General features: G+C 61.5%; 21 protein-coding genes. 9 read left to right on the top strand and 12 right to left on the bottom strand.

Annotated features, from left to right (window positions below; translation table 11 throughout):
- Nucleotides 1-258: 258 nt before the first annotated feature.
- On the top strand, nucleotides 259-1503 hold the full coding sequence (locus tag AC127K_RS02585) for an SGNH/GDSL hydrolase family protein (protein WP_483721449.1): 1245 nt from the start codon (nucleotides 259-261) through the stop codon (nucleotides 1501-1503).
- Between the two features lie 48 nt (nucleotides 1504-1551).
- Here the strand turns inward: AC127K_RS02585 and AC127K_RS02580 are convergent, their stop codons facing one another.
- The gene (locus AC127K_RS02580) at nucleotides 1552-1989 is read right to left on the bottom strand and encodes an RrF2 family transcriptional regulator (RefSeq protein WP_483721448.1); all 438 of its coding nucleotides are present in this window, start codon (nucleotides 1987-1989) and stop codon (nucleotides 1552-1554) included.
- 497 nt (nucleotides 1990-2486) lie between these two features.
- Between AC127K_RS02580 and AC127K_RS02575 the strand changes: the two genes are divergently transcribed.
- The 3 genes from AC127K_RS02575 (at nucleotide 2487) to AC127K_RS02565 (ending at nucleotide 5249) form a co-directional block, all read left to right on the top strand.
- Nucleotides 2487-3422, top strand: a complete 936-nt coding sequence (locus AC127K_RS02575; RefSeq protein WP_483721447.1) for a MetQ/NlpA family ABC transporter substrate-binding protein — start codon at nucleotides 2487-2489, stop codon at nucleotides 3420-3422.
- Between the two features lie 127 nt (nucleotides 3423-3549).
- Nucleotides 3550-4551, top strand: coding sequence for a methionine ABC transporter ATP-binding protein (locus tag AC127K_RS02570; protein ID WP_294539736.1), 1002 nt, complete (start codon nucleotides 3550-3552; stop codon nucleotides 4549-4551).
- A 38-nt stretch (nucleotides 4552-4589) separates the two neighbouring features.
- Nucleotides 4590-5249, top strand: a complete 660-nt coding sequence (locus AC127K_RS02565) for a methionine ABC transporter permease (protein WP_294539817.1) — start codon at nucleotides 4590-4592, stop codon at nucleotides 5247-5249.
- Between the two features lie 413 nt (nucleotides 5250-5662).
- Here the strand turns inward: AC127K_RS02565 and AC127K_RS02560 are convergent, their stop codons facing one another.
- Genes AC127K_RS02560 through AC127K_RS02545 form a run of 4 tightly spaced genes read right to left on the bottom strand, consistent with a single transcriptional unit; the run spans nucleotide 5663 to nucleotide 9339 of the window.
- Complete coding sequence (locus tag AC127K_RS02560) at nucleotides 5663-6709, bottom strand: threonine aldolase family protein (RefSeq protein ID WP_483721446.1); 1047 nt, start codon at nucleotides 6707-6709, stop codon at nucleotides 5663-5665.
- 25 nt (nucleotides 6710-6734) lie between these two features.
- On the bottom strand, nucleotides 6735-7988 hold the full coding sequence (gene glyA, locus AC127K_RS02555) for a serine hydroxymethyltransferase (RefSeq protein WP_294539730.1): 1254 nt from the start codon (nucleotides 7986-7988) through the stop codon (nucleotides 6735-6737).
- A 27-nt stretch (nucleotides 7989-8015) separates the two neighbouring features.
- Nucleotides 8016-8603, bottom strand: coding sequence for an imidazoleglycerol-phosphate dehydratase HisB (gene hisB, locus AC127K_RS02550; RefSeq protein WP_483721445.1), 588 nt, complete (start codon nucleotides 8601-8603; stop codon nucleotides 8016-8018).
- A gap of 13 nt (nucleotides 8604-8616) precedes the next feature.
- Nucleotides 8617-9339 (bottom strand): GntR family transcriptional regulator, encoded by a 723-nt coding sequence (locus AC127K_RS02545; protein ID WP_294539724.1) that lies wholly within the window; start codon nucleotides 9337-9339, stop codon nucleotides 8617-8619.
- A 252-nt stretch (nucleotides 9340-9591) separates the two neighbouring features.
- Between AC127K_RS02545 and dnaK the strand changes: the two genes are divergently transcribed.
- A complete protein-coding gene (gene dnaK, locus AC127K_RS02540) occupies nucleotides 9592-11382 on the top strand; it encodes a molecular chaperone DnaK (protein ID WP_483721444.1) in 1791 nt (596 codons plus the stop codon).
- 75 nt (nucleotides 11383-11457) lie between these two features.
- On the opposite strand, the gene mreB is transcribed toward dnaK, so the two are convergent.
- The 5 genes from mreB to AC127K_RS02515 all read right to left on the bottom strand — a co-directional run bounded on the left by mreB (nucleotide 11458) and on the right by AC127K_RS02515 (nucleotide 16138).
- Entirely contained in the window at nucleotides 11458-12477 is a 1020-nt protein-coding gene (gene mreB / locus AC127K_RS02535; protein ID WP_483722167.1) for a rod shape-determining protein MreB, read from the bottom strand.
- A 94-nt stretch (nucleotides 12478-12571) separates the two neighbouring features.
- The gene (locus AC127K_RS02530) at nucleotides 12572-13132 is read right to left on the bottom strand and encodes a Maf family protein (RefSeq protein ID WP_294539718.1); all 561 of its coding nucleotides are present in this window, start codon (nucleotides 13130-13132) and stop codon (nucleotides 12572-12574) included.
- Between the two features lie 88 nt (nucleotides 13133-13220).
- Complete coding sequence (gene dut, locus AC127K_RS02525) at nucleotides 13221-13670, bottom strand: dUTP diphosphatase (protein WP_483721443.1); 450 nt, start codon at nucleotides 13668-13670, stop codon at nucleotides 13221-13223.
- A 24-nt stretch (nucleotides 13671-13694) separates the two neighbouring features.
- Nucleotides 13695-15713 carry a U32 family peptidase gene (locus tag AC127K_RS02520; protein WP_483721442.1) on the bottom strand — a complete coding sequence of 673 codons (2019 nt, stop codon included), beginning with the start codon at nucleotides 15711-15713 and terminating at the stop codon, nucleotides 13695-13697.
- Between the two features lie 59 nt (nucleotides 15714-15772).
- On the bottom strand, nucleotides 15773-16138 hold the full coding sequence (locus AC127K_RS02515) for a cell division protein ZapA (RefSeq protein WP_294539711.1): 366 nt from the start codon (nucleotides 16136-16138) through the stop codon (nucleotides 15773-15775).
- 326 nt (nucleotides 16139-16464) lie between these two features.
- Here AC127K_RS02515 and AC127K_RS02510 point away from each other — a divergent pair, with 326 nt between their 5' ends.
- The 4 genes from AC127K_RS02510 to AC127K_RS02495 all read left to right on the top strand — a co-directional run bounded on the left by AC127K_RS02510 (nucleotide 16465) and on the right by AC127K_RS02495 (nucleotide 22458).
- Nucleotides 16465-18870 carry a glycogen/starch/alpha-glucan phosphorylase gene (locus tag AC127K_RS02510; RefSeq protein WP_483721441.1) on the top strand — a complete coding sequence of 802 codons (2406 nt, stop codon included), beginning with the start codon at nucleotides 16465-16467 and terminating at the stop codon, nucleotides 18868-18870.
- Between the two features lie 97 nt (nucleotides 18871-18967).
- Complete coding sequence (locus AC127K_RS02505) at nucleotides 18968-20818, top strand: glycoside hydrolase family 13 protein (protein WP_483721440.1); 1851 nt, start codon at nucleotides 18968-18970, stop codon at nucleotides 20816-20818.
- Between the two features lie 198 nt (nucleotides 20819-21016).
- On the top strand, nucleotides 21017-21457 hold the full coding sequence (locus AC127K_RS02500; RefSeq protein WP_483721439.1) for an NfeD family protein: 441 nt from the start codon (nucleotides 21017-21019) through the stop codon (nucleotides 21455-21457).
- An 80-nt stretch (nucleotides 21458-21537) separates the two neighbouring features.
- Complete coding sequence (locus AC127K_RS02495) at nucleotides 21538-22458, top strand: SPFH domain-containing protein (protein ID WP_294540412.1); 921 nt, start codon at nucleotides 21538-21540, stop codon at nucleotides 22456-22458.
- An 84-nt stretch (nucleotides 22459-22542) separates the two neighbouring features.
- Here AC127K_RS02495 and hflX read toward each other — a convergent pair whose 3' ends face one another.
- Both hflX and AC127K_RS02485 read right to left on the bottom strand, forming a co-directional pair.
- Nucleotides 22543-23862: a GTPase HflX gene (gene hflX, locus AC127K_RS02490; RefSeq protein WP_294540414.1), complete on the bottom strand. Its 1320-nt coding sequence runs from the start codon at nucleotides 23860-23862 to the stop codon at nucleotides 22543-22545.
- Nucleotides 23863-24453: a GNAT family N-acetyltransferase gene (locus AC127K_RS02485; protein WP_294540416.1), complete on the bottom strand. Its 591-nt coding sequence runs from the start codon at nucleotides 24451-24453 to the stop codon at nucleotides 23863-23865. It abuts the gene before it with no gap.
- Nucleotides 24454-24457 lie beyond the last annotated feature (4 nt).

The raw sequence follows: 24457 nt of genomic DNA, 5'->3' as shown, positions 1-24457 counted from the left end.
CAACCGCAGAAACGGCCGGACGGGCGGCCTCTTTTTATACTTGTGGGCGAAGACACGTTCTTTTTTTGTGCAATTTATGTAAAAATCCGCAAACCACTGGCATCCTGCCGAAAAAAGGTGTAAAATAAAACGGTTACCGACAAAAGAAATGCCGCATACGCGCTTTGCCAACCCACATAGGAAGGAAACGTTATGTCAAGCAAACAAAAGAGAAATACAAAACAGGGATTTTGGTCCCGGCTCAATGCCAGGGGCAAAATGTATTTTGTACTGGGCATCTGCTGTGCCGTGGTTTTTGTCACTTCACTGGTGGCATTCCTCATTGTGCACGGGCTCAGCCTTCCGGCAGGGGACTCCGCCGACAGCCAGGGGACCGAGGCAATGGTGGATGAACAGGGCTACGACAAGGACCAGAATACCATTGACACCGCCCAATATACTTCCACCATCCTGGAACAGAGCGATGATGCCGGTCAGGAGTATGTGGACGAGACCTTGTTCCTGGGCGATTCCAATACAGCGCGTATGTATCGCATGTTCGATTACTGCACCTATGACAATGCCATCGGGTCTGTGGGTATGTCGGCGAGATCCCTGGCTACCTACGAATGCGTCAAGTTCCAGGGAATTTCCGGCTACAAGACCATGCCCGAAGCGGTGGCCATCATGCAGCCCCGGCGGGTCATCATCACCTTCGGCACCAACGATCTGAGCCCTTCCAACAGCACCGACAATTTTATTGCAAGCTATGAAAAGGGCATCAAGGCGGTGCAGGAAGCCTATCCCAGCGTGGACATCATCATCAACTCCATTCCGCCTCTGGGCAAGCAGCATTCCAACGAAAGCCTGACCCAGACCCAGGTGGACGAATACAACAAGGCCATCGTGGAGATGTGCAAGGAAAACGACTGGAAGTTCCTCAACAGTGCCGAAGTGCTGAAGGATTCTTCCACCGGATACGCCAAGAGCGGCTATGTGGAAACCAGCGACGGCATCCATCTGACCCGCACGGCCATGGATGCGCTGTTTGAATACATCCGCACCCACAGCTATATCACCGAGGACGACCGCCCGACCCTGACCAGCGTGCCCAAGCACATTGAGGACAAGGATGTGAGCGCCAGCACGGCTTCCACCGTGACCACCACCACGCCGTCCTCTTCCAGCAGCACCTCCTCTTCCAGTGAGGCGCAGGCCACCGAGACTCCCACCGAGCAGCCCACCGCCGCGCCCACAGCCGAACCGACGGCTGCTCCCACCGTGGCTCCGACAGCAGCGCCGACGGAAGCGCCGACGGAAGCGCCGACGGAAGCGCCCACACCGGCGCCTACTCCCACAGCAACTCCGGTCCCGACTCCGGATCCTACGCCTGAGGCAACAGCGATGCCGACGCCGGAAGTCGTGGAAACTCCTGTACCTAACACCGACACTACAGTTCCCGAAAACCAGGTCCCCGCGGATCAGACCACCACCGAAAACGTTGACCAGACCCCCGCGGCCTGAACATACAAAAATGCCGCCGACCATTCCGGCCGGTGGCATTTTTGGTTCTTATTCCAGATCGGGCAGGGGCAGATCTTCTGCCTTCATGGAGCACAGCTGCTCCAGGGTGATTCCGTCCACATACTGGTCGATGACCTGACGCAGCCCATCCCAAAACCCGATGGTATGGCACTGGGACCGGCGCGGACAGGCTTCGGCCTGACTGGCCAGACAGGGGATGGGCACCAGGTCGCCCTCGATGGCGCGCAGGATATCCCCGGCCGTGATGCCGGATGCCGGACGGGTCAGACGGTAGCCGCCCTGGCTGCCCCGGCTGCTGCTGACCAGACCGGCACGCGACAGGGGCGTAACGATCTGTTCCAGATATTTCTGGCTGATGCCCTGGCTGTCACTCACACTTTTCAGGGAAAGGGTTTCCTCCGGCCCGCGGTTGGCCAGTTCCACCATCAGGCGCAGGGCATAGCGGTCTTTGGTCGAAAATTTCATGGGGATTCTCCCTTCCAAAAGGATAGCACCCTTATCATACCAACTTTACGGCCTTCAGGCAAGCAAAACATAGAAAAAATATAGGAAAACTTTGCTTCCCGCTTCTTTTTTGCGGCGAAAGGCTTGACACAGGCAGACAAAGGGGGTATACTGTCAGCATTCCAACCGAAATTGCAGGAAAGGGGATGCTGTCATGACTTGTAACGAACGCCGTGATGGTATGATGATGTGCATGTGCAGTGGGCTTCGGCAACCTGCGCATGTTTCCCCTTGCCCGTTTTTCGGGGCTTGAGGCAGGAAACAGCAGCGGCAGGGCGCCGAAAGCGCCCTGCCGCTTTTTTGTTTGTCTGTCCCTGCCTGTATGAAAAAAAAGGAGGAGCTCTCATGAAGACCGGCCCCAAGTGCCGTCAGCCCGGTGTGCGAATGTGCCGCCGCTGAAAAAACGCCCCGTCCCCGCACTTTGTGCAAATCCATAGAATTATAAAGGAGAACACATCATGAAAAAGAAGAAACTTCTGTCCGGCCTGCTGGCCGCCGCCCTGACCCTGAGTCTGGCTGCCTGCGGCAGCGCACCCGCTTCCGAAAGCACCTCTGCGCCTGCTTCCGACAGCACCGCTGCCACCTCCGACACCGCCACCGCCGAAACCACCTCCCTGACCGGGGATGGATTCGACTCCACCGTGGACTATGAGGCCCTCAAGGGCACCACCATCACGGTGGCTGCCTCTCCGGTTCCCCACGCCGAGATCCTGAAGGTGGCGGGTGAGATCCTGGCCGAAGCCGACATCAACCTGAAAGTGGTGGAATTCACCGATTACATCCAGCCCAACAAGGCCACCGAGAACGGGGAAGTGGATGCCAACTACTTCCAGCACGGCCCCTACCTGGAAAACTTCAATGAGGAGAACGGCACCCACCTGGTGAGTGTGGCCGCCATCCACTACGAGCCCCTGGGCCTGTACCCGGGCAAGACCAAGACCCTGGATGAGCTGGCCGACGGCGCTCAGATCGGCGTGCCCAACGACACCACTAACGAAGCCCGCGCCCTGCAGCTGCTGGCTGCCCAGGGCCTGATCACCCTGAAGGACGGCGCCGGTCTGACCGCCACCAAGAACGATATCGTGGACAACCCCAAGAACCTGAACATCGTGGAGATGGAGGCCGCCCAGCTGCCCCGTCAGCTGGCCTCTCTGGATATGGCCGTCATCAACGGCAACTACGCCACCGAAGCCGGCTTCTACTCTGCCGATGACGCCATTGCCGCCGAGGATGCCGACAGCGAAGCCGCCCAGACCTACGCCAACGTGCTGGTGGTGAAGGAGGGCAACGAGGAGACTCCCGCCACCAAGGCCCTCATCGCCGCCCTCAAGAGCCAGAAGGTCAAGGACTACATCACCGATACCTACCACGGCGCTGTGGTTGCCATTTTCTGAAAAACATGATAGCATAAAAGCGGGAACGCCCGGTACCCGGCGTTCCCCTTTTTATGAAAACACAACGCGGCTGTCTGCGGCCCAGGGCGTGGGCCCTGGCACAAGCCCTGTGGGAGGAATCACAACCATGATCGAACTGCAACATCTGACCAAACGGTTTGCCACCAAGGCGGGCACGCTGGTCGCGCTCCAGGATATCTCCCTGACCATCCAGGACGGGGATATCTTCGGCATCATCGGTATGTCCGGTGCAGGCAAGTCCACCCTGGTGCGCTGCATCAATATGCTGGAAAAGCCGGACGAGGGCAGCGTCATCGTCAACGGACGCCGGATGGAGACCCTGGATGCCCGCGGCCTGCGGGAAGCGCGGCGGGAGATCGCCATGATCTTCCAGCAGTTCAACCTGCTCATGCAGCGCAACTGCCTGAAAAACGTCTGCTTCCCCATGGAGCTGGCCGGTGTTCCCAAGGAGAAGGCCGAAGCCCGTGCCCGGGAACTGCTGGAACTGGTGGGCCTGCCCGATAAGGCCGAAAGCTACCCGGCCCAGCTTTCCGGCGGCCAGAAACAGCGGGTGGCCATCGCCCGTGCCCTGGCCACCGACCCCAAGGTCCTGCTGTGCGACGAAGCCACCAGTGCCCTGGACCCCAACACCACCCATGCCATCCTGCAGCTGATCCAGAACATCAACAAGGAGCTGGGCATCACGGTGGTCATCATCACCCATCAGATGAGCGTGGTGGAACAGGTCTGCCAGAATGTGGCCATCCTGGACGCCGGCAAGGTGGTGGAGCAGGGCTCCGTGGCGGAGATCTTCTCCAACCCCAAGACCCCGGCGGCCCGCCGTCTGGTCTTCCCGGCCGGTGCGCCCCAGGGCGAACTGCCCGCCGGTCACCGTCTGGTCCGGGTGGCCTTCAACGGCACCCAGACCACCGACAAGCCTCTGGTGGCCAGTCTGGCCATCGAGTGCGGGGCCCTGGTCTCCATCGTGGCGGCGGACACCCGCATCGTCAACGGCCAGACCCTGGGCAGCATGCTCCTGGCTCTGCCCGATAACGCCGATGAGGCCGAAAAGGCCATCGCCTATATCCGCACCTATCCCGGTCTGACGTATGAGGAGGTACAGGCATAATGGAATTTCTGTTTGCTTCGGATGAATGGCAGGTCCTGATGGACAATCTGCCCAACCTGCCTTTCGCCACCTGGGAAAGCTTTTACGCCACTGCCATCTCCACCTTGCTGGCCATGGTGGTGGGCCTGCCCCTGGGCGTGCTGCTGGTGGCAGGGGAGAAGGACGGCGTCCTGCCGCTGCCCGGTTGGCTCATGACCCTGCTCAATGCGGTCATCAACCTGCTGCGCAGTGTGCCCTTTTTGATCCTGATGATCGCGGTGCTGCCCTTGTCCATGTTTGTGCTGGGCACTTCCATCGGCACCCCAGCTTCCATCATCCCGCTGTTCATTGCGTCCTTCCCCTTCGTCTCCCGCCTGGTGGAAACCAGCCTGCGGGAGGTGGACGGCGGCGTGATCGAAGCGGCCCAGAGTATGGGCGCCACTCCCATGCAGATCATCACCAAGGTGATGATCCCCGAAAGCCTGCCCAGTCTGATCGCCAACGCCACCATCGCCATGACCACCATCCTGGGTTACTCGGCCATGGCCGGCATCATCGGCGGCGGTGGTCTGGGCCAGATCGCCATCAACTACGGCTACTACCGTTACAAGTACCTCATCATGGTGGTGGCCACCGTGCTGCTGGTGGTCATGGTGCAGATCTTCCAGTCCATCGGCACCTGGCTGGCCGTCCGCTGTGACAAGCGCCTGCGCAAGTAACCGGCAATCGTTTCCATACAGCAACGCCCGTCCCCGGCAGACCGCCGGCGGCGGGCTTTTTCTTCGGATGGGGCAGATTCTGTCGGTCACAATTCGTTCAAATTTTGTTACCAATTTCTTCAAACCCCTTTTATACGTTTGCCACAATCTCCCTGTATACTTATAACTGTCAAAAGGAACTGAAAAACAAAAGACAAACGGCTCAAAGGCCGAAACCTACTTACTGCGCCCTTTGCCAATGCGAGGAACGGCCGCAATCGCGGTCAAAGATCCGGCAAAGGCCAGACAACCAACAACGCCGGTCCCCAACCGGCTTTACATAAACTCCCCCTTTACATATGGCAAGCAACACAAACCCCCGCCTTCCGTGGCCACGGAAGGCGGGGGTTTGTGTTTGGTGATTTACTTGCAGGTTACAGGGCGGCAATATCCCGGAGCAGGGCATCCACGTCCTCGTCCCGGGTGGCCCAGCTGGTGCAGAACCGTACCAGGGTCTTGCCGGGTTCCACGCTCCCCATCTCGCTGACGCTGTACTTCTCTTCCAGCTTCTGCAGCCAGCCGTCCGGCAGGATGGGGAACTGCTGGTTGGTGGGGGACTCGTACCGCATGGAGCATCCCTTGGCCGCAAAGGCGTCCCGGATGCGCATGGCCTGGGCGTCGGCCTTTTTGGCCAATGCCAGATAAGGCATGGCGTCGCCTTCGCCCTCCAGCAGGGCCAGGAACTGCAGCCCCAGCAGCCGGCCCTTGGCCAGCATGCCGCCGTGCTGCTTGATGGCGTAGCGGAAATCTTTCTGTAAAGCGGGATTGACCAGCACCAGCGCCTCGCCGAAGAGAGCCCCGCACTTGGTGCCGCCCAGATAGAAGGCGTCGCACAGGGCAGCGTAGTCCTTCAGGGTCAGGTCGTTGGCCTCGCTGGTCAGGCCGTAGGCCATGCGGGCACCGTCCACAAAGAGGTACAGTCCGCAGGCACGGCAGACCTGAGAAAGCTCGGTCAGCTCGTTTTTGGAATACAGGGTGCCCCATTCGGTGGGGTTGGAGATGTACACCATGCCGGGCTGAACCTCGTGTTCATGGCTGGGGTTGGCCCAGTGGGCATCCACGGCGGCCCGTACCTGGGCGCCCGTGATCTTGCCGTTATGGTTGGGCAGGGTCAGGCACTTGTGACCGGTGGCCTCCACGGCACCGGTCTCGTGCACATGGATGTGCCCGCTGTCCGCGCACAGAACCCCCTGCCAGGGCTTGAGAGCGGCATCGATCACCGTGAAGTTGGCCTGGGTGGCGCCCACCAGGAACTGTACATCGGCATCGGGAGCGTCGCACAGGGTGCGGATGCGCGCCCGGGCCTGTTCGCAGTAGGTGTCCTCCCCGTAGCCGGGGGTCTGTTCCAGATTGGTGCGGCAGAGTGCGTCCAGTACCGGGGCGGCCGCACCCTCGCCGTAGTCACATTCAAAACGGATCATAAAAGGGTATACGCCTCACTTTATTTTATTCATACAGGGGGAACCGCGCGGTCAGATCGGCCACCCGTGCCGCCACGTCCTCTTTCTTGTTGTCGAAGTCGAAGATGCAGTCGGCAATGCAGTCGGCAATGATCTTCATTTCCGCAGGTCCCATGCCGCGGGTGGTCACGGCGGGGGTGCCCAGACGAACGCCGCTGGTCACAAAAGGACTGCGCTTTTCACCGGGAACGGTGTTCTTGTTGGCGGTGATGTGCACCTCGTCCAGATTGTGCTCCAGCTCCTTGCCGGTGCAGTTTTCCTCGCTCAGGTCCACCAGCATCAGGTGGTTGTCGGTGCCGCCGGACACCAGCTTCACACCCCGGGCGGTCAGGCCGTCAGCCAGGGCCGCGGCGTTCTCCACGATCTTGCGGGCATACTCCTTGAAGGCGGGGGAGAGGGCTTCCCCGAAGCAGACCGCCTTGGCGGCGATCACATGTTCCAGCGGGCCGCCCTGGGTGCCGGGGAAGATGGCGGAGTTGATGCGCTTGGCAATGTATTCGTTGTTGGTCAGGATCAGGCCGCCCCGGGGACCGCGCAGGGTCTTGTGGGTGGTGGTGGTCACCACATCGGCGTACGGAACCGGGTTCTGGTGCATGCCGCCGGCCACCAGGCCAGCGATGTGGGCCATATCCACCATAAGCATGGCGCCGTAGCCGTGGGCGATCTGGCCCAGCTTTTCAAAGTCGATGGCCCGGGGATAGGCGGAAGCACCGGCCACCAGCAGCTTGGGCCGGACCTTGGCCACCTGCTTGGCCAGAGCATCGTAGTCGATGAATCCGTTCTCGTTGACGCCGTAGGAGACGAAGTGGTAGTTCTTGCCGCTCATGTTCACCGGGGAACCGTGGGTCAGGTGCCCGCCCTGGGACAGATCCATGCCCATGACGGTATCCCCCACATTGAGCAGGGCAAAGTAGACGGCCAGGTTGGCCTGGGCGCCGGAATGGGGCTGTACGTTGGCGTACTTGGCGCCGAACAGCTCACAGGCACGGCGGATGGCGATGTTCTCCACCTCGTCCACATACTGGCAGCCGCCGTAATAGCGGTGCCCGGGGTAACCCTCGGCATATTTGTTGGTGAGCACACTGCCCATGGCGGCCATGACGGCGGGGGAGACAATGTTCTCGCTGGCAATCAGCTCAATGTTCTGGCGCTGGCGTCCCAGTTCGCGCTGCATGGCGGCGCCCAGTTCGGGGTCGGCGGCTTCCACAAAGCCGATGGTGTTCATCATATCCTGGTACATGGCAAGCTCCTTTCATCAGGCGGGCGGTCACAGGCTGCCCTTGGTGGAAAGGACCCCCTCAATGCGGGGATCCTGGCGGGTGGCGGCGTCCAGGGCCTTGGCAAAGGCCTTGAACAGCGCCTCCAGTTTGTGGTGGTCGTTTTCACCGTACAGCACCTTCAGGTGCAGGTTCATGGCTGCCGTGTAGGACACGGCATAGAAAAACTCCCGGGCCATCTGGGTGTCCATGCCGCCGCAGTTCTGGGCGGCAAACGCCGCATCGTACACCAGGTACGGCCGGCCGCCCAGGTCCACGGCGCACAGGGACAGGGTCTCGTCCATGGGCAGCATGCAGCTGCCGTACCGCACGATCCCCGCCTTGTCGCCCAGGGCCTTGGCAATGGCCATGCCCAGGGTGATGCCGGTGTCCTCGATGGTGTGATGACTGTCCACAAACAGATCGCCCTCACACTTGACGGTCAGGTCGAACAGCCCGTGGCGGGCAAACCCGTCCAGCATGTGGTCGAAAAAACCGATGCCGGTGTGCAGGTCGGCGCGCCCCGTTCCGTCCAGATCGATGGTCACGGTCACACGGGTCTCCCGGGTCTGGCGGGTCACCGTTGCCGAACGTCCCATATCCATCCCTCCTTTATGATTGGCTGGCCGTATCTTTTTTCCGTGCCGGGTCCGGCCAGCGGGTCCCAGGCACAAAGTAGTCGGCAAATTTGGTGGGCAGCTCCTGGCCAAGGCGGGTCACACCGCCGTACAGATGCTTGGAACACACCGCCCGAACCCGGTCGGCATCCTTGTCGGCGATGGCCTGCAAAAGGTCGTCATGCTCCCGCACGATCTCCTCGAAATTGCGGGCTTCCACCAGATCCAGCATCCGGAACCGGGAATAGCTGTTCTGGTTGGTCTGGATCAGCTTCCACAGCTGATCCTTGCCGGTGGCGGTGAACCAGTATTCGTGCAGGCAGCTGTCCAGATGATAGAACGCCTCCGGTACGGGATCCGGCTGGGCCACCAGCCGCCGCAGGGCGTTGTTGCGTGCCTGCAGCTGTTCCATCTGCTCCGGGGTACACAGGGCGCAGAAGTCCAGCAGCACCGCCGTCTCCACCGCCACCCGCAGATAGATCTGCTGGCTGATGGTATCAAAATCCAGGCGGGTCACATGGGTGGATTTGTAGGGGGTGACCTCGATCAGGCCGGCAATGCGCAGCTCCTGGAGCACGCTGCGGATGGGAGTGCGGGAAACGCCGAACTCCTCGCACAGGGCATTTTCCCGCAGCACAGCGCCCGGTTTGCGCTGCAGAGACATGATCTCGCTGTATAATTGCTTGTAAATATCACGGCTTGTATAATTTTGCGTCACGAAAAACGACTCCTGTTCTGATATGTACACCATATAAGGTATAGTACAAAATATACCATTCCCATGCTGCATCGTCAACCCAAAGGGCCAGGAGAGCGCAGTCCCGCAATTTTCGCATACTGTTTACGATTTGGCAACACATTCGGAGGGCCTGCGCGCTAAAATAAGGATAAACAGGGTGCGGAGTCTGCGGGGCTGCCGTACCGAACCGGCATTGCGGGCCGGCTTTTTTCGGAAAGGAACTTACACGCAATGGGCAAGATCATCGGAATTGATTTGGGCACCACCAACAGCTGTGTGGCGGTGGTGGAAGGCGGCCGTCCGGTCGTCATCCCCAACAGGGAAGGCCAGCGCACCACACCTTCGGTGGTGGCCTTTACCAAAACGGGGGAACGCCTGGTGGGGGACCCTGCCAAGAGGCAGGCCGTCACCAATGCGGACCGTACCGTCAGCAGCGTCAAGCGAAGGATGGGCAGTGATGTCCGCATCCCCATTGATGGAAAATGCTATACACCCCAGGAGATCAGCGCCCTGATCCTGCAGAAACTGCGGGCGGACGCCGAGGCCTATCTGGGCGAACCGGTGACCGAGGCCGTCATCACCGTGCCGGCCTACTTCAATGATGCCCAGCGGCAGGCCACCAAAGATGCCGGACGCATTGCCGGCCTGAATGTCCGGCGCATCATCAATGAACCCACAGCCGCGGCCCTGGCATACGGGCTGGACAACGGCAAGGCCCAGACCGTCATGGTCTACGACCTGGGCGGCGGGACCTTTGATGTCTCCCTGATCCAGATCGGGGACGGCATCGTGCAGGTGCTGGCCACCTGCGGCGACAACCATCTGGGCGGCGATGACTTTGATGAGCGCGTTGCTAACTGGCTGATGGAAGATTTCCGCACCGAGCACGGCATCGACCTGCACAATGACCCTGTGGCGGTCCAGCGCCTGCGGGAGGAATCGGAAAAGGCCAAAAAAGAACTATCCAGCGCCCGACAGGTCGAGATCAACCTGCCCTTCATTGCCACCACCGCCACCGGCCCCCTGCATCTGCAGCGTACCCTGACCCGGGCCAAGTTCGATGAGCTCACCTCCGATCTGGTGGAGCGGACCGCATTGCCGGTGAAAAACGCCCTGCGGGACGCGGGGCTGGCGGCCAACGATCTGGACCAGGTACTGCTGGTGGGCGGTTCCACCCGCATCCCCGCGGTGCAGGCCAAGGTAATGCGGATGGTGGATCTGGAACCCTCCAAGACCCTGAACCCGGATGAATGTGTGGCCCTGGGAGCTGCCGTACAGGGGGGACGGCTGGGGGGCGAGGTGCTGGCCAGCGGGGGAGAGAGCCTGCTGCTCATGGATGTGACGCCGCTGACCCTTTCCATCGAGACGGTGGGCGGTGTGGCTACCCACCTGATCGAGCGCAACTCCACCATTCCCACCCGGTTTTCCAAGATCTTCACCACCGCCGCCCCCTTCCAGTCCACCGTGGAAATCAAGGTGCTGCAGGGGGAGCGGGAGTTTGCCCGGGACAACAAGCTGCTGGGCACCTTTACCCTGAAAGGCATCAAGCGAGCCTGGGCCGGTGTGCCGCAGATCGAAGTGACTTTTGACATCGACGCCAACGGAATCGTGACGGTCAGTGCCAAGGATCTGGGCACTGGCAAGCAGCAGAGCATCACCATCACCGGCACCTCCAACCTGAGCGAGGAGGAGATCCAGCGGGCCATGCGGGACGCGGCCATGTACGCCGGACAGGACAAGGAGCGCAAGGCCGCTGTGGAGGCGCTGAATGCCGCCGAAAGCGCCCTGTACCGGGTGAACATGGCGCTGGGCAGCAAGGTGGGCAAAGCCCTGGACAGGGAGAGCAAAGGCCGCATCAAGGACGCGGAAAAAGCGCTGGAAAAGCAGACCCGCCGCAAGAAAGCCGAGACCATGTCTCCGGCGGACACCCAGGCGGTGGTCACTGCCAGGGAAAATCTGGAACAGGCGGCGGCTTCATTGCTCAGCGCCTGGGAGACGGAACAGCGCACCGCTCCCCAGTAAGAACCAAATAAAAAAAGAGGCTTCCCTCTGAAGGGAAGCCTCTTTTGCTGTTGTTGGAGGAGGGAAAAGGACCCTTTACAGGTAGCTGGGTTCTTCCCGCCGCTGACCGGCCAGGGAAGGACGGTCCAGCACGGCACCGGCGCCCAGGGCCACACAGTCCAGGGGCGCCTCGGCAATGTGCACCTCAATGCCGGTCTCGTTCTGGATCAGGGTGTCCAGCCCGCGCAGCAGGGCACCGCCGCCGGAGAGCATGATGCCCCGGTCGATGATGTCGCTGGAAAGTTCCGGCGGGGTGCATTCCAGGGTATCCTTGATGGCGTCCACAATGCGCAGCAGGCACTCATTCATGGCCTCCCGCACCTCCTCGGAGCGGATCAGGATGTCCTTGGGCAGACCGTCCACCAGATTGCGTCCTTTGATCTCCATGGAGGTCTCGGGGTCCTGGGGACAGGCGGAGCCGATCTCCATCTTGATCTGCTCGGCGGTGCGTTCGCCCACCAGCAGATTGTATTTCCGCTTGATAAAGGCAATGATGCTCTGGTCCAGGGCGTCGCCGGCACAGCGCACGCTGCGGATGGCCACAATACCGGACAGACTGATCACCGCCACCTCGGCAGTGCCGCCGCCGATATCCACGATCATGCTGCCCACCGGGTCGGTGGTGGGCAAACCGGCACCAATGGCGGCGGCCATGGGTTCCTCGATCACCGTGACCTGTTTGGCACCCGCCCGTACAGCAGCCTGCCGCACGGCCCGACGCTCCACCTCAGTCACGCCGGAAGGCACGCAGATGACCACCCGGGGACGGGCAAACAGGCTTTTGCCGCAGGCCTGACGGATGAAACTCTGGAGCATGGCGGCGGTGATGTCAAAGTCGGCGATGACGCCGTCCTTCAGGGGGCGCACCGCCACAATGGACCCCGGCGCCCGGCCGATGACCGCCTTGGCTTCGTGGCCCACGCTGCGCACCCGCAGTTCGTCGGTGCGGGTATCCACTGCCACCACGCTGGGTTCCCGCATGATGATGCCGCGGCCTTTCATGTACACCAGGGTGTTGGCGGTGCCCAGGTCGATGCCGATATCTTTGGTAAACATGTTGTGCAGTCCCTCGCTGATGCTGTGAAAAAATCGGGTCAGAAAATTTGCCATGATACTCTCCTTTGCGCCGGGTTCCCGGCACAAAGGGCGGTCACAGCGCCATGAACTGGCTCAGCAGCTGTGCCGTACGGTGGACGGGCAGACCCATAATGTTGTAATAACATCCCTCAATGCCGCTGCACCACAGTGCGGCGTGTCCCTGAATGGCATAGGCGCCGGCTTTGTCATAGGGTTCCGGCGTGCGCACATAGCGCAGCAGGTCTTCCTCCGCAATAGGGGCAAAGTGGACGCGGGACGTTTCCACACAGTAGGCGGCATGGCCGCTGCCGCAGACGCAGACACCCGTATGTACCAGATGGGTGCGGCCGGACAGGGCCCGCAGCATGCGGGCGGCATCCGCCTCGTCCCGGGGTTTGCCAAAGACCTCCCCCTCGCATTCCACCACCGTGTCGCAGCCCAGAACGATATCCTCCGGGTGCTGGACCGATACCGCCCGGGCCTTGGCCACGGCCAGAGCCTGGGCCAGATGAGCGGGGCAGTCGGCTGCGATCTTGCTTTCATCCACATCGCTGGCACAGACGGTGAAATTCTTGGTGATCAGGGCAAGCAGTTCCCGGCGGCGGGGGCTGCCGGAGGCAAGGATCAAAGACATGGGATGTTTCCTTTCGTTGGCTATTATATAGCGCTGTCAGATCAAATTCTGACGAAATCTAGGGCACAGACCAAAAACGGCCCGTCCCTCAGCTCCGGCCGGTGGAGCCGAAGCCGCCTTCTCCGCGGGCGGTGTCGCCCAGGGTGTCGGCGGCCACAAAGTCCGCCTGCCATACCGGGGCAATGCACAGCTGGGCCACCCGTTCTCCGGGTGCAATGGTGTAGGCTTCGGTGCCCAGGTTCACCATGGGCACCTTCAGTTCCCCGCGGTAGTCGCTGTCCACCACGCCCACACCGTTGGCCATGCACAGCCCGTGCTTGATGGAAAGCCCGCTGCGGGCATACACCAGGGCCACACATTCGGGACCGGGCAGTTCAATGGCCAGACCGGTGGGCACCAGTACCCGCTGCATGGGTTCCACGGTCAGAGGTGCGTCCAGCAGGGCGCACAGGTCGGCGGCCGCCGCACCGGCGGTGGCGTAGGCGGGGGCCTTGGCGGCCGGATCCAGCCGCTTGAATTTAACGGTCTTGCGTTCCATATTGTCTCCTTTTTTCAAAAAGGCTTAACCAGTATAGTATAATCCCCGGGTGAACTCGCTGTCAAATCCCCGGCCCGCCAGCAGCATCTCCAAAATCTGGTGCACCCGGTCGGGGGCTTCCAGTGTGAAGGCGGCCAGGGCAAAATCGGCGGGCAGTTCGCCCAGCCGGTCGCCCATGTACAGGGGCACCGGATTGTAGACGGTGCGGATACCGGCCATACCCGGCGCCGAGCACCGCACCGGGAAATCCCGGCCCTTGCGGTCCCGCAGACTGCCGCTGTGGGGACAGCCCTTGCAGTCCCGCACGTTGCGCAGGGGACAGGCCCGGGTCAGCATCAGGGGCATGTGCCCGTAGCACAGGGCGGCGGTGGGCACGCCGGGGTCCAGGAGCCGCATGGCGGGCAGGGGCGTTTCGGGATGGACCAGCATCCCCTGCAGCCCCAGCTCCCTCCAGCGTCTGGCAGCCACCGGGTTGGTCACATTCAGGCCCATGCCGCCGTACCGGGGCAGGGAAGTGGCGTACCGCAGGTGGGCGGGATTGTTCAGGATCACGCCCCGGAATCCCTGTCCCTCGCAGCCGGCCAGGGCGGTTTTGGCCGCCTCCTCGGCAGCGCCGAAGCACACCCGGGGCAGTTCCAGCAGGGTGCGGGAACGCAGAGCTTCAGGCAGCTGGGCGGCCTGACTCACCGGCAGCACCAGAAAAGCCAGCCTGTCGGTCAGATCTGCAGGGATCTGCTCCGCCCGCTCAAACCGGGCAGCCAGGGTGGGTACACCGGGGCGGCGGGGTGCCCAGACAGGCAGGGAACAGGGCTGCACAGACTTGGGGGCGGGGGCGCTGCGGAATTCCAGCAGCCGCTCCAGGACCTCCCGGCGCAGCTCGTTCCACTCGCTTCCGGGCAAAAAGGCGGTGTGCGCCTCTTCGGGCAGCTTGATTTCGCCCACACAGAAGGGAGTGCCGCCGGTCTTGGACAAAGCCCGAGTGATGGCATCGCTCTGGTCCTTCTGGGCGGCCTGGGGCGCGGTGCGGCTCACAGCCCGGGCGGCGCGGCCTTCCCCGTCCTCGGCGGTTAGGGCAATGCCGTCGGGCAATACTTCCACACGGAAGGTCACCGGGATCCGGGACAGTTCCCGCCGGAACAATTCCCGGGCTTTGGGGGTGGCGGCCCGGGTGGCGTCGGCATCTGCCTGGGTGCGCACGCCGAACATGTTCTTGCCGTTGCGGCCCACCAGATATCCATCGGTGAAGCCGGAACGGGAGAAAATGTCCCGCAGCAGGGCTTCATCGTAGGCCTTGCCTTCCCGGGCGCACCGGCAGGCGGTCACGGCCGCGGCGGCATACTCGGGGGTACGCAGCCGGCCTTCGATTTTTACGCTGGCCACGCCGGCGTCCATGAGCTGTGCCATATAAGGCACCAGATCCATGTCCTTCAGGCTCAGATGGCAGGCCGTCCCGGGCTGACCGGGACGCAGGCCGGGGGTGGCGTCAAAGGGCAGGCGGCAGGGGCCGGCGCAGGCGCCGCGGTTGCCGCTGCGTCCGCCCAGAAAGGCGCTCATCATGCACTGTCCGCTCACCGCCATGCACATGGCTCCGTGGATGAACACCTCCACCTCGATGGGACTGGCCTTGACCACCGCCCGGATCTCCTCCAAAGAGAGCTCCCGGGCCAGAATGACCCGGTCGTAGCCCATTTCGGCCATCTGTCGGGCTCCCTCGGGGGTGTGGATGGTCATCTGGGTGGAGGCGTGCAGATGGACTTCGGGGGCCATCTGTTTCACCAGGGCCGCCACCGCCAGATCGTCGGAGATCACCGCGTCGGCGCCGGCTTCGGCCACGGCGCGCACCGCATCGGCCAGACCGGGCAGTTCCGGTCCGAACACCAGGGTGTTCAATGTCACATGGACCCGCACCCCACGGGCATGACAAAAGCGCACGGCGTCACAAAGCTCCTCCGGCGTGAAATTGCCGGCGCTGCGCCGTGCGTTGTATCCCGTCAGGCCCAGATAAACAGCATCAGCGCCGCTGAACACAGCGGCGCTAAGCATCTGTGCGTTTCCGGCCGGGGCCAGGATCTCCGGCCGCGGCGTTTGGATGGGCAGGCTCATCAGTTCAGAGCGGCGTCCCGCAGGTTCAGGCGGCGGCGCAGATCATCCACCTGCTTGCGCAGGGCATCGTTTTCCCGGCGCAGCTCTTCGGCGGCCATCTTGGCGGAAGCCGCGTCCTCCAGATAATTCTTGATCTGGCGGCGCATGTTGTCGGCACTGCCGCTGGCCTTTTCCAGCTCATCGCGGTAGCTCAGGGCGGTCATCACGGCAGCGGTGGTGATGGACACGGTGTTGGAGGAGGACATCAGCTCGTTCATGTCCAGGTTCAGGCGGTCAGCCAGGTTCTGCATATAGTCTTCACTCTCGGTGGTGGAAATCACATAGCTGGAACCGCAGATATTCAAACGTACTTTCGAAGTAGGCATATGGAAACTCCTTTGTAACATAAATTTTTGATGCACAAACTTTTACCGTCAAAGCAAACTCTTACGCTAGTATCCACAGATATACTCTATTATAGTATAATTTCGGCCCGAGAAAAAGCCCTTTTGTGTAAAAATGCAAAATTCACGCGATGGGGGCAAAAACCCTTGCTAAAAGGGAAAAATTTTACTATAATGAAAATCAAGTGGTTTGCTGAACAAGTGTCAAACCCCGGATTCAGTACCCCAATGCGGCCCGCCGGCTGGCTTTTGGCCCCGTAGGTGCGGCTTGGCAAAAACGAGAAAATCTGTAAAAGGAGAGAGTCGTTTTGGTGAAATATACGGAAAAAGAGTTTGATAAGCTGCTCAAGGACACCCTGATGAGCGAGTGCAACGTCACCCTCGATGTGGCCTCGGTGGACCAGATCTACCGTTGCATGGCCGCCATCGTCCGTCAGATCATGTCTGATCAGCAGAAGAAGTTCCAGGCCCGCACCCTGGGCGAAGGCAAAAAGCAGGTCTACTACCTCTGCATGGAGTTCCTGATGGGCCGCAGCCTGCGCACCAGCCTGTTCAACCTGGGACTGAACAAGGTCGCCGAAGCCGTGCTGGAAAAGGCCGGCGTCAACATCGACAGCATCTACAACCAGGAACCGGATGCCGGCCTGGGCAACGGCGGCCTGGGCCGTCTGGCAGCCTGCTATCTGGACGGCATGGCCACCGACTGCATCCCCGGCACTGGCTATTCCATCCTGTATGAGTACGGCATCTTCAAGCAGAAGATCGTGGACGGCTGGCAGCAGGAGACCGCCGACAACTGGCTGCCCGGCGGCCAGGTCTGGATCAAGAGCCATCCCGACCAGGCCCAGGAAATCCGCTTTGACGGTCAGGCCATCGAGACCTGGGACGGCGGCTTCCACCATGTGAAGTACGAAAACTACAACAGTGTCATCGCCGTGCCCAACGATATGTATGTGGCCGGTTACGGCACGTCCGGTGTGGCCAAGCTGCGTCTGTGGCAGGCCAAGGCGCCCAGCTTTGATATGAGCAGCTTCAACGCCGGCAACTACAACACCGCCATCAGCCAGAGCGCTTCCGCCGAGCTGATCTCCAAGATCCTGTACCCCAACGATAACCACACCGAGGGCAAGATCCTGCGTCTGCGCCAGCAGTATTTCTTCTCCGCCGCCTCTGTGGCCGATATCCTGGGCAACCACCTGAACCAGTACGGTACCCTGGACAACCTGCCCGACAAGGTGGCCATCCAGCTGAACGACACCCACCCGACCCTGGCCATCCCCGAAATGATGCGCATCCTGCTGGATGAGTGCTCCTACAGCTGGGAAGATGCCTTTGCCATCTGCCAGAAGGTCTTTGCTTACACCAACCACACCGTTATGAGCGAGGCTCTGGAAAAGTGGAATGTGGACATCTTCCGTTCCACCCTGCCCCGCATCTGGCAGATCGTCTGCGAGATGGACCGCCGCTGCCGCGCCGACCTGGAAAAGGTCTTCCCCGGCGACAAGGGCAAGATCGACTATATGGCCATCCTGGGCGACAACCAGGTCCGTATGGCCAACATCTGCGCCTACACCTGCCACTCCATCAACGGCGTTTCCAAGCTGCACAGTGAGATCATCAAGGACAGCGTCTTCCATGATTATTTCCTGTATAAGCCCAAGGCCTTCAAGAACGTCACCAACGGCATTGCCTACCGCCGCTGGCTGCTGTGCGCCAACCCCGGCCTGACCGACCTGCTCAGCGAGAGCATCGGCGACGGCTTCAAGACCGATGCTTCCCAGCTGAAGAAGCTGGAAAAGTTCGCCACCGACAAGGCCTTCCTGAAGAAGCTGGAAAGCGTCAAGCGGGAGAACAAGGTCCAGTTCGCCAACTACCTGGAGCGCGCCACCGGCCAGCTCATCGACCCCGATTCCATCTTCGACTGCCAGGTCAAGCGCATGCACGAGTACAAGCGCCAGCACCTGAATGCGCTGAACATCGCGGCCGAGTACCTGTACCTGAAGGCCAACCCCAACGCCGACTTCATCCCCAAGACCTATATCTTCGGCGCCAAGGCGGCTCCCGGCTACTATATGGCCAAGCAGATGATCCGCATGATCTGCAAACTGGGTCAGCTCATCGACTCCGACCCCGCCGTGCAGGGCAAGCTGCGTATCGTCTATCTGGAAGACTACTGCGTCACCCTGTCCGAGCAGCTGATGCCCGCCTCCGAGGTGTCTGAACAGATCTCTCTGGCCGGCACCGAGGCTTCCGGCACCGGCAACATGAAGTTCATGCTCAACGGCGCCATCACCCTGGGTACCCTGGACGGTGCCAACGTGGAGATCGCCGATGCCGCCGGTCATGAGAACGAGATCATCTTCGGCATGCTGACCCCCGAGGTCAACGCTCTGAAGGGCATGGGCTATCATCCCCAGGCCTATATCTCCGACGACAACATCGCCATGGCGGTGCTGGATCTGCTGGAAAAGGGCTGGAACGGAGAGAACTTCAGCGAAGTCACCAACAACCTGCGCAACAGCGACCCCTATATGGTCATGGCCGACTTCAAGGATTACCGCCGTGCCCAGGCCACCGTGCAGCAGCTGTATCGTGACCGCGAAACCTGGAACCGCATGAGCCTGATGAACATTGCCAATGCCGGCATCTTCTCCGCCGACCGTTCGGTGATGGATTATGCCCGCGATATCTGGGGCGCCACCCCGGTTCGCTGAGCCGCCCGTGAACTGAATTTCCGGAACCTGACCGCCGCCGTTTTTGTGCGGCGGTCTTTTCGGGTAAAATCACCCTGAAGGGACGGACGATCAATCTATGTCGCACACCTTTTTCAACAGCCGCCTGGCCCACTACAAGACCCCCTTCGGTGCGGTGCCGGCGGGAACTGCCGTCACCCTGCACCTGGATGTGCCCCAGGACTACGGATATGTGGACCCCCACCTGGTTCTGACCAAGGACCGGGAAGATCCGGTGCACTACCGTATGGATTTTGACGGGCAGGATCAGGGCTCCAACCATTTTTCCGTCACCGTGACGCCCACCACCTCGGGGCTGTACTTCTATTACTTTGATCTGTATACCGACTTCCGCAAGATCTGCCGCGGTGCCAATGCCGAGGGCGAACTGACCTGGGTGGAAGGGGACTGCTGGCAGCTGACGGTGTACGAACCGGACTTCAAGACGCCGGACTGGATCAAGAACGGCACCATGTACCAGATCTTCCCTGACCGCTTCTGTGAGGGCGTACCCAACAAGCCCATGCCTTTTGCCGACCGCATCTACCGTCCGGACAAGACCGGCGAGCCCTATTTCTGGCCCACCGAACAGCCCGAAGGCTACCTGAACATGGACTACTACGGCGGGGACTTCGCGGGCATCCAGCAGAAGCTGCCTTACCTGGAACGGCTGGGTGTCAGCTGCATCTACCTCAATCCCATCTTTGAGGCCCATGCCAACCACCGGTACAACACCGCCGACTACCTCAAGGCGGACCCGCTGCTGGGCACCAACCGGGATTTTGCCGAGCTGTGCACCGCTGCCCGCCGCCACGGCATCCGCATCATTCTGGACGGGGTGTTCAGCCACACCGGTTCGGATTCCCGCTACTTCAACCGGGAAGGCCGTTACGGCCCCGGCGGCGCCTACCGTGACCGCCATTCGCCGTACCGCAGCTGGTATGATTTCGACTCTGGCTACAAGTGCGGCTACCGCAGCTGGTGGGGGTTTGAGACCCTGCCCGAAGTGCAGGAGGATTCCCCCTCCTACACCGAGTTCGTCTGCTGCAAGGGCGGCGTCATCGACACCTGGCTCAACCTGGGAGCTTCCGGCTTCCGGCTGGACGTGGCCGACGAGCTGCCCGACGATTTCATTGAAAAGATCCGTTCTGCCGTCAAATCTCACGGCGAGGACAAGCTGCTCATCGGGGAAGTGTGGGAGGACGCCACCACCAAGGAAGGCTTCGGACGCCGCCGCACCTACCTGCGGGGCCATGGTCTGGACACCACCATGAACTATCCCTTCCGCAATGCCGCCATCGACTATGTCTGCGGCGCCAGAACGGAGGAGGTGGCCGACCGTATCCTCTCCATCTGTGAGAATTACCCCAAACCCGCCCTGGACTGCGCCATGAACTTCCTGTCCACCCACGACACCGAGCGGGCCATCACCGCCATTGCGGATGAACCCGCCAACGGGCGGGACCGCTTCTGGCAGAGCGGCCGGCGCATCCCGGCGGCCCGGATGGAGGACGCCATCCGCCGTCTGTTGCTGGCCTATGCCCTGGTGTATACCCTGCCTGGTGTGCCCTGCGTCTATTACGGGGACGAGATCGCCATGCAGGGCTACCGCGACCCCTTCAACCGGGCTTTCTATGACTGGAACAGCACCGAAAAGCGGCTGCGCGGCCCGCTGGCCAACCTGGCCAACCTGCGCCGCAGCTGTGATGCCTTCGACGGCGGTTCTATCGAACTGGTCCAGGCCGAAGGGGATGTGCTGCATTTCCGCCGTGTGGGCAAGACCCAGACTGCCGAAATCATCCTGAACCGGGGTCCGCACCTGCTGTGCACCCAGGCGTTCGGCAAATCGGCCGAAGTCAATCCCGGCGGCTTCACCATCCTGGTGGAGGACAACAAGCCCAAAAACGTGGGCTATTTCAAGATCTACTAAGAAAAAGACCGCTGCTTCGCAATGGGCAGCGGTCTTTTGCATCCCGGGCGGGGGAGAAGGCATACCCTTGGCAGAACAGGGCGTTCCGGCCTGCAGAAAATAGGTGGAAACCCGTGGGTTTTACAGGCGGATATCTTGACTTTATATACGCACCCTGTTAGAATTGTGTCAAATCACATAAGGAGGGATTTGCAGCTTATGGATAGCATTTTGTGGTTGATTGCCGTCATCGTTTTTGTGGCCGCGGAAGCCGCTACCACCGCCCTGATCTCCATCTGGTTTGCGGTGGGTGCCGCCGTGGCACTGATTGTCAGCCTGTTCACCACCTCGCTGCCGCTGCAGTTCCTGGTGTTTGCCCTGGTATCTGCCGTGACCCTGGCCATCATGGTTCCCACCCTGGCTGCCCGCCGCCGCAACAAAAAGGCGCCGGTCACCAACGGGCCGGAACTCAGCGTGGGCAAGCGCGGCGTGGTACTGCAGGCCATTCTGCCCGGGGAACTGGGGCGTGTCCGGGTGGACGGTCTGGACTGGCAGGCCAAGGCCAATGAGGCCCTGCCCCAGGGCAGCCGCTGCCAGGTGACTGCCTCCGACGGCAATGTGCTGACAGTGTGCGCTGCCCCTGTGGAAGAAACGGTGTAAGAGATCCCGTGCGGTGCATCCCTGTTCAGCACCGGCAGGACCAAAATAAACCATTCCGAACGTTGAAGGAGGTAAACCATATGCCCTGGGGAGTTATTCTGATCGCCATTCTGCTGATCGTGGCCTTGCTCGTGATCGTGCGCTGCATCGTCATTGTTCCGCAGTCCAATTCCTACGTCATCGAATCGCTGGGTGTCTACAAGGAAACCTGGGACGCCGGCCTGCACATCAAGGTGCCCTTCATTGAGCGCATCGCCCGCCGTGTTTCCCTCAAGGAGGAAGTGGCCGACTTCCCCCCGCAGCCGGTCATCACCCGGGACAACGTCACCATGATGATCGACACGGTGGTGTTCTTCCAGGTGTTCGACGCCAAGGCTTACGCCTACGGCGTGACCCGGCCCATCGCCGCCATCGAGAACCTGTCCGCCACCACCCTGCGTGACATCATCGGTTCCATGTCCCTGGATGAGACCCTGACCAGCCGCGACCTGATCAACACCAAGATCACCGCCACCCTGGATGAAGCCACCGACCGCTGGGGCATCAAGGTCAACCGCATCGAGCTGAAAAACATCGAACCCCCGCAGGAAATCCGAACCGCCATGGAAAAGCAGATGAAGGCCGACCGTGAAAAGCGTGCCAGCATCCTGCTGGCCGAAGGCGAGAAGCAGGCCGCCATCACCCGCGCCGAAGGCGAAAAGGAAAGCGCCATCCTGCGGGCCGAGGCCGTCAAAGAACAGAAGATCCGGGAGGCCGAAGGTCAGGCCCAGGCCCTGCTGCTGGTGCAGAAGGCCAAGGCCGACTCCATCCGCCTGATCAACGAGGCCGCTCCCTCTCAGAACATGCTGGCTCTGCGCAGCATGGAAGCCATGGAGCGGGTGGCGGACGGCAAGGCCACCAAGATCATCGTGCCCAGCAACATGCAGGACATGGCCGCCACCGTCTCCGCCATCAAGGCAGTGGCAGGGGACACCAGCGGTGCCGCCGCTGCCGGCAAATAAGCAGATCCCGTCTCCTGATACAAAAGGCAGGCCCGCCGTACCATTTCGGTACGGCGGGCCTGCCGCTTTATTGTCATGGAAAACTCAGACCATATAGTCCTCAAACCGGTGCAGATCATCAATTTTGACGGTGCCTTTGTAGTACACGCCGTCGGGGCGATACTCCTCCTCCATAACGCTGCCCCGGCTGCGCAGGATATCGGCCAGGGACAGTTTGTCATAAGGCAGCAGCACCTCGATGGTGCGGACCCGGTGGGACAACGCCTCGTCCAGCCGCTTCAGCAGTTCGTCCAGCCCCCGGCCGGTTTTGGCGCTGGTCAGCAGCACCGCCGGGTCAAAGGAGATGGCCCCGGGCTTGTCACACTTGTTGTACACCACGATCTGGGGAATGTCCGAACAGCCCAGGGATTCCAGGACCTCGTCGGTCACGGCCAGCTGGGCGGCCGCTTCGCTGTCGCTGGCGTCCGCCACCTTCAGGATCACATCCGCGTAGGCGGCTTCCTCCAGCGTGCTCTTGAAAGCGTCCACCAGGTGGTGGGGCAGGCGGCTCACAAAGCCGACGGTATCCACCAGCACCACGGTCAGGCCGCTGGGCAGGGTCAGACGTCGGGCGGTGGGGTCCAGAGTGGCAAACAGCATGTCCGCCTCAAAGATCTCTGCCCCGCACAGGGCGTTCATCAGGCTGGATTTTCCCACGTTGGTGTAGCCCACCAGGGCCACCACCGGCACGTTGTTCTTCTGGCGGGCACGGCGGGTTTCCCCGCGGCGTTTTTCCAGTTCCTTCAGCCGCCCTTCCAGGTGCTCGATGCGGTGGTGCAGGTGCCGCCGGTCCAGTTCCAGCTTGGTCTCGCCGGCACCGCGGCGGGCACCGCCGCCGCCGCCACCGCCGCCGCCCTGGCGGCTCAGCGCTTCGCCCAGCCCCTGCAGGCGGGGCAGCTGATAGCGCAGCATGGCCAGTTCGGTCTGCAGCTTGCCCTCGTTGGTGGAAGCCCGGGACTTGAAGATCTCCAGGATCAGCATGGTGCGGTCCAGCACCTCCACCTGCAAAGCGGCGGAAAGGTTGCGGATCTGGCTGCCCGAAAGCTCCCCGTCAAAGATGGCGGCTTCCGCCCGGGTATTCATGCACACCAGTCGGGCTTCGGCCACCTTGCCTTCGCCCAGCATGGTGGCCGCTTCCGGGGTGGAACGTTTCTGGCAGACGGTGGCCACCGCCTCCATGCCGTTGGCCTCGGCCAGGGCCGCCAGTTCGTCCAGACTGCGCTGCGCATCAAATTTTCCCTGATCCAGACTCAGCAGCACCACCGGAATGGCACTGTGTTCTTCCTCCTGGTCGGAAGGGAAGGGGTCCAGATCGTCCAGCGTACTCAGAGGGTCGGATGTGAAATCCAGAGTAAAGTCGTCCATTTACATCTCCTTGATTGGTTTGATTTTATAATACGCGCGGCAGGGCACCGGGGTGCCGTCATACTTGTGGTATACCGCGTCGTGGTCATAGAGAAAGCCATTTTTTTGGATCACCCTGCCGCTGGCAGGATTCTCCACAGCATGGCAGATGGAAAGCCAGGGGCCGTCTACCCGGTTGAACCAGAAATCCAGTACCGCCTGCAGGGCCTCGGTGGCATAACCCCGGCCCCACCAGGGGCGGCCCAGCGCATACCCTGGCTCCCAGATCTCGGTGCCGCGCAAGGCGTCGGGCAGCGTCTGCCAGCCTTCGGCAGCGGCCCGCTCCGCCCGCACCACCCCGATGGTCCCGATGAGGGTCCCGTCCTGGAGGCAGATGCCCCAGTTGTACACGGTGGGATCGGCATAACACTTTTCCATCTCGTACAGGTATTCGGCGGTGACAGTCCAGTCCCGGTGGGCATTCCAGCGCAGATACCGGGTCACCTGGGGGTCTCCGGCCCAGTGGTCGAACATAGTCCGGCAATCGTCAAAGGTCAGGCGGCGCAGCATCAGCCGCCGGGTCTGCAGGGGAACGGTGCCCAGGTGGTCCATGGTA

Source organism: Subdoligranulum sp. DSM 23681 (genome assembly GCF_057005535.1).
The sequence above is the reverse complement of the archived record's forward strand: the minus strand, read 5'-3'. Positions and strand labels throughout refer to the sequence as shown.

Coding starts and splice junctions, on each gene's coding strand:
- mreB (WP_483722167.1), bottom strand. CDS start 12,477: ATGTTTACCAAAGATATCGGCATCGACCTGGGCACCGCCAACACCCTG.
- AC127K_RS02565 (WP_294539817.1), top strand. CDS start 4,590: ATGGACAATCTGCCCAACCTGCCTTTCGCCACCTGGGAAAGCTTTTAC.
- dut (WP_483721443.1), bottom strand. CDS start 13,670: ATGGAACGCAAGACCGTTAAATTCAAGCGGCTGGATCCGGCCGCCAAG.
- dnaK (WP_483721444.1), top strand. CDS start 9,592: ATGGGCAAGATCATCGGAATTGATTTGGGCACCACCAACAGCTGTGTG.
- glyA (WP_294539730.1), bottom strand. CDS start 7,988: ATGTACCAGGATATGATGAACACCATCGGCTTTGTGGAAGCCGCCGAC.
- hisB (WP_483721445.1), bottom strand. CDS start 8,603: ATGGGACGTTCGGCAACGGTGACCCGCCAGACCCGGGAGACCCGTGTG.
- AC127K_RS02515 (WP_294539711.1), bottom strand. CDS start 16,138: ATGCCTACTTCGAAAGTACGTTTGAATATCTGCGGTTCCAGCTATGTG.
- AC127K_RS02580 (WP_483721448.1), bottom strand. CDS start 1,989: ATGAAATTTTCGACCAAAGACCGCTATGCCCTGCGCCTGATGGTGGAA.
- AC127K_RS02570 (WP_294539736.1), top strand. CDS start 3,550: ATGATCGAACTGCAACATCTGACCAAACGGTTTGCCACCAAGGCGGGC.
- AC127K_RS02585 (WP_483721449.1), top strand. CDS start 259: ATGTATTTTGTACTGGGCATCTGCTGTGCCGTGGTTTTTGTCACTTCA.
- AC127K_RS02520 (WP_483721442.1), bottom strand. CDS start 15,713: ATGCTTAGCGCCGCTGTGTTCAGCGGCGCTGATGCTGTTTATCTGGGC.
- AC127K_RS02530 (WP_294539718.1), bottom strand. CDS start 13,132: ATGTCTTTGATCCTTGCCTCCGGCAGCCCCCGCCGCCGGGAACTGCTT.
- AC127K_RS02485 (WP_294540416.1), bottom strand. CDS start 24,453: ATGGACCACCTGGGCACCGTTCCCCTGCAGACCCGGCGGCTGATGCTG.
- AC127K_RS02575 (WP_483721447.1), top strand. CDS start 2,487: ATGAAAAAGAAGAAACTTCTGTCCGGCCTGCTGGCCGCCGCCCTGACC.
- AC127K_RS02560 (WP_483721446.1), bottom strand. CDS start 6,709: ATGATCCGTTTTGAATGTGACTACGGCGAGGGTGCGGCCGCCCCGGTA.
- AC127K_RS02505 (WP_483721440.1), top strand. CDS start 18,968: ATGTCGCACACCTTTTTCAACAGCCGCCTGGCCCACTACAAGACCCCC.
- AC127K_RS02500 (WP_483721439.1), top strand. CDS start 21,017: ATGGATAGCATTTTGTGGTTGATTGCCGTCATCGTTTTTGTGGCCGCG.
- hflX (WP_294540414.1), bottom strand. CDS start 23,862: ATGGACGACTTTACTCTGGATTTCACATCCGACCCTCTGAGTACGCTG.
- AC127K_RS02495 (WP_294540412.1), top strand. CDS start 21,538: ATGCCCTGGGGAGTTATTCTGATCGCCATTCTGCTGATCGTGGCCTTG.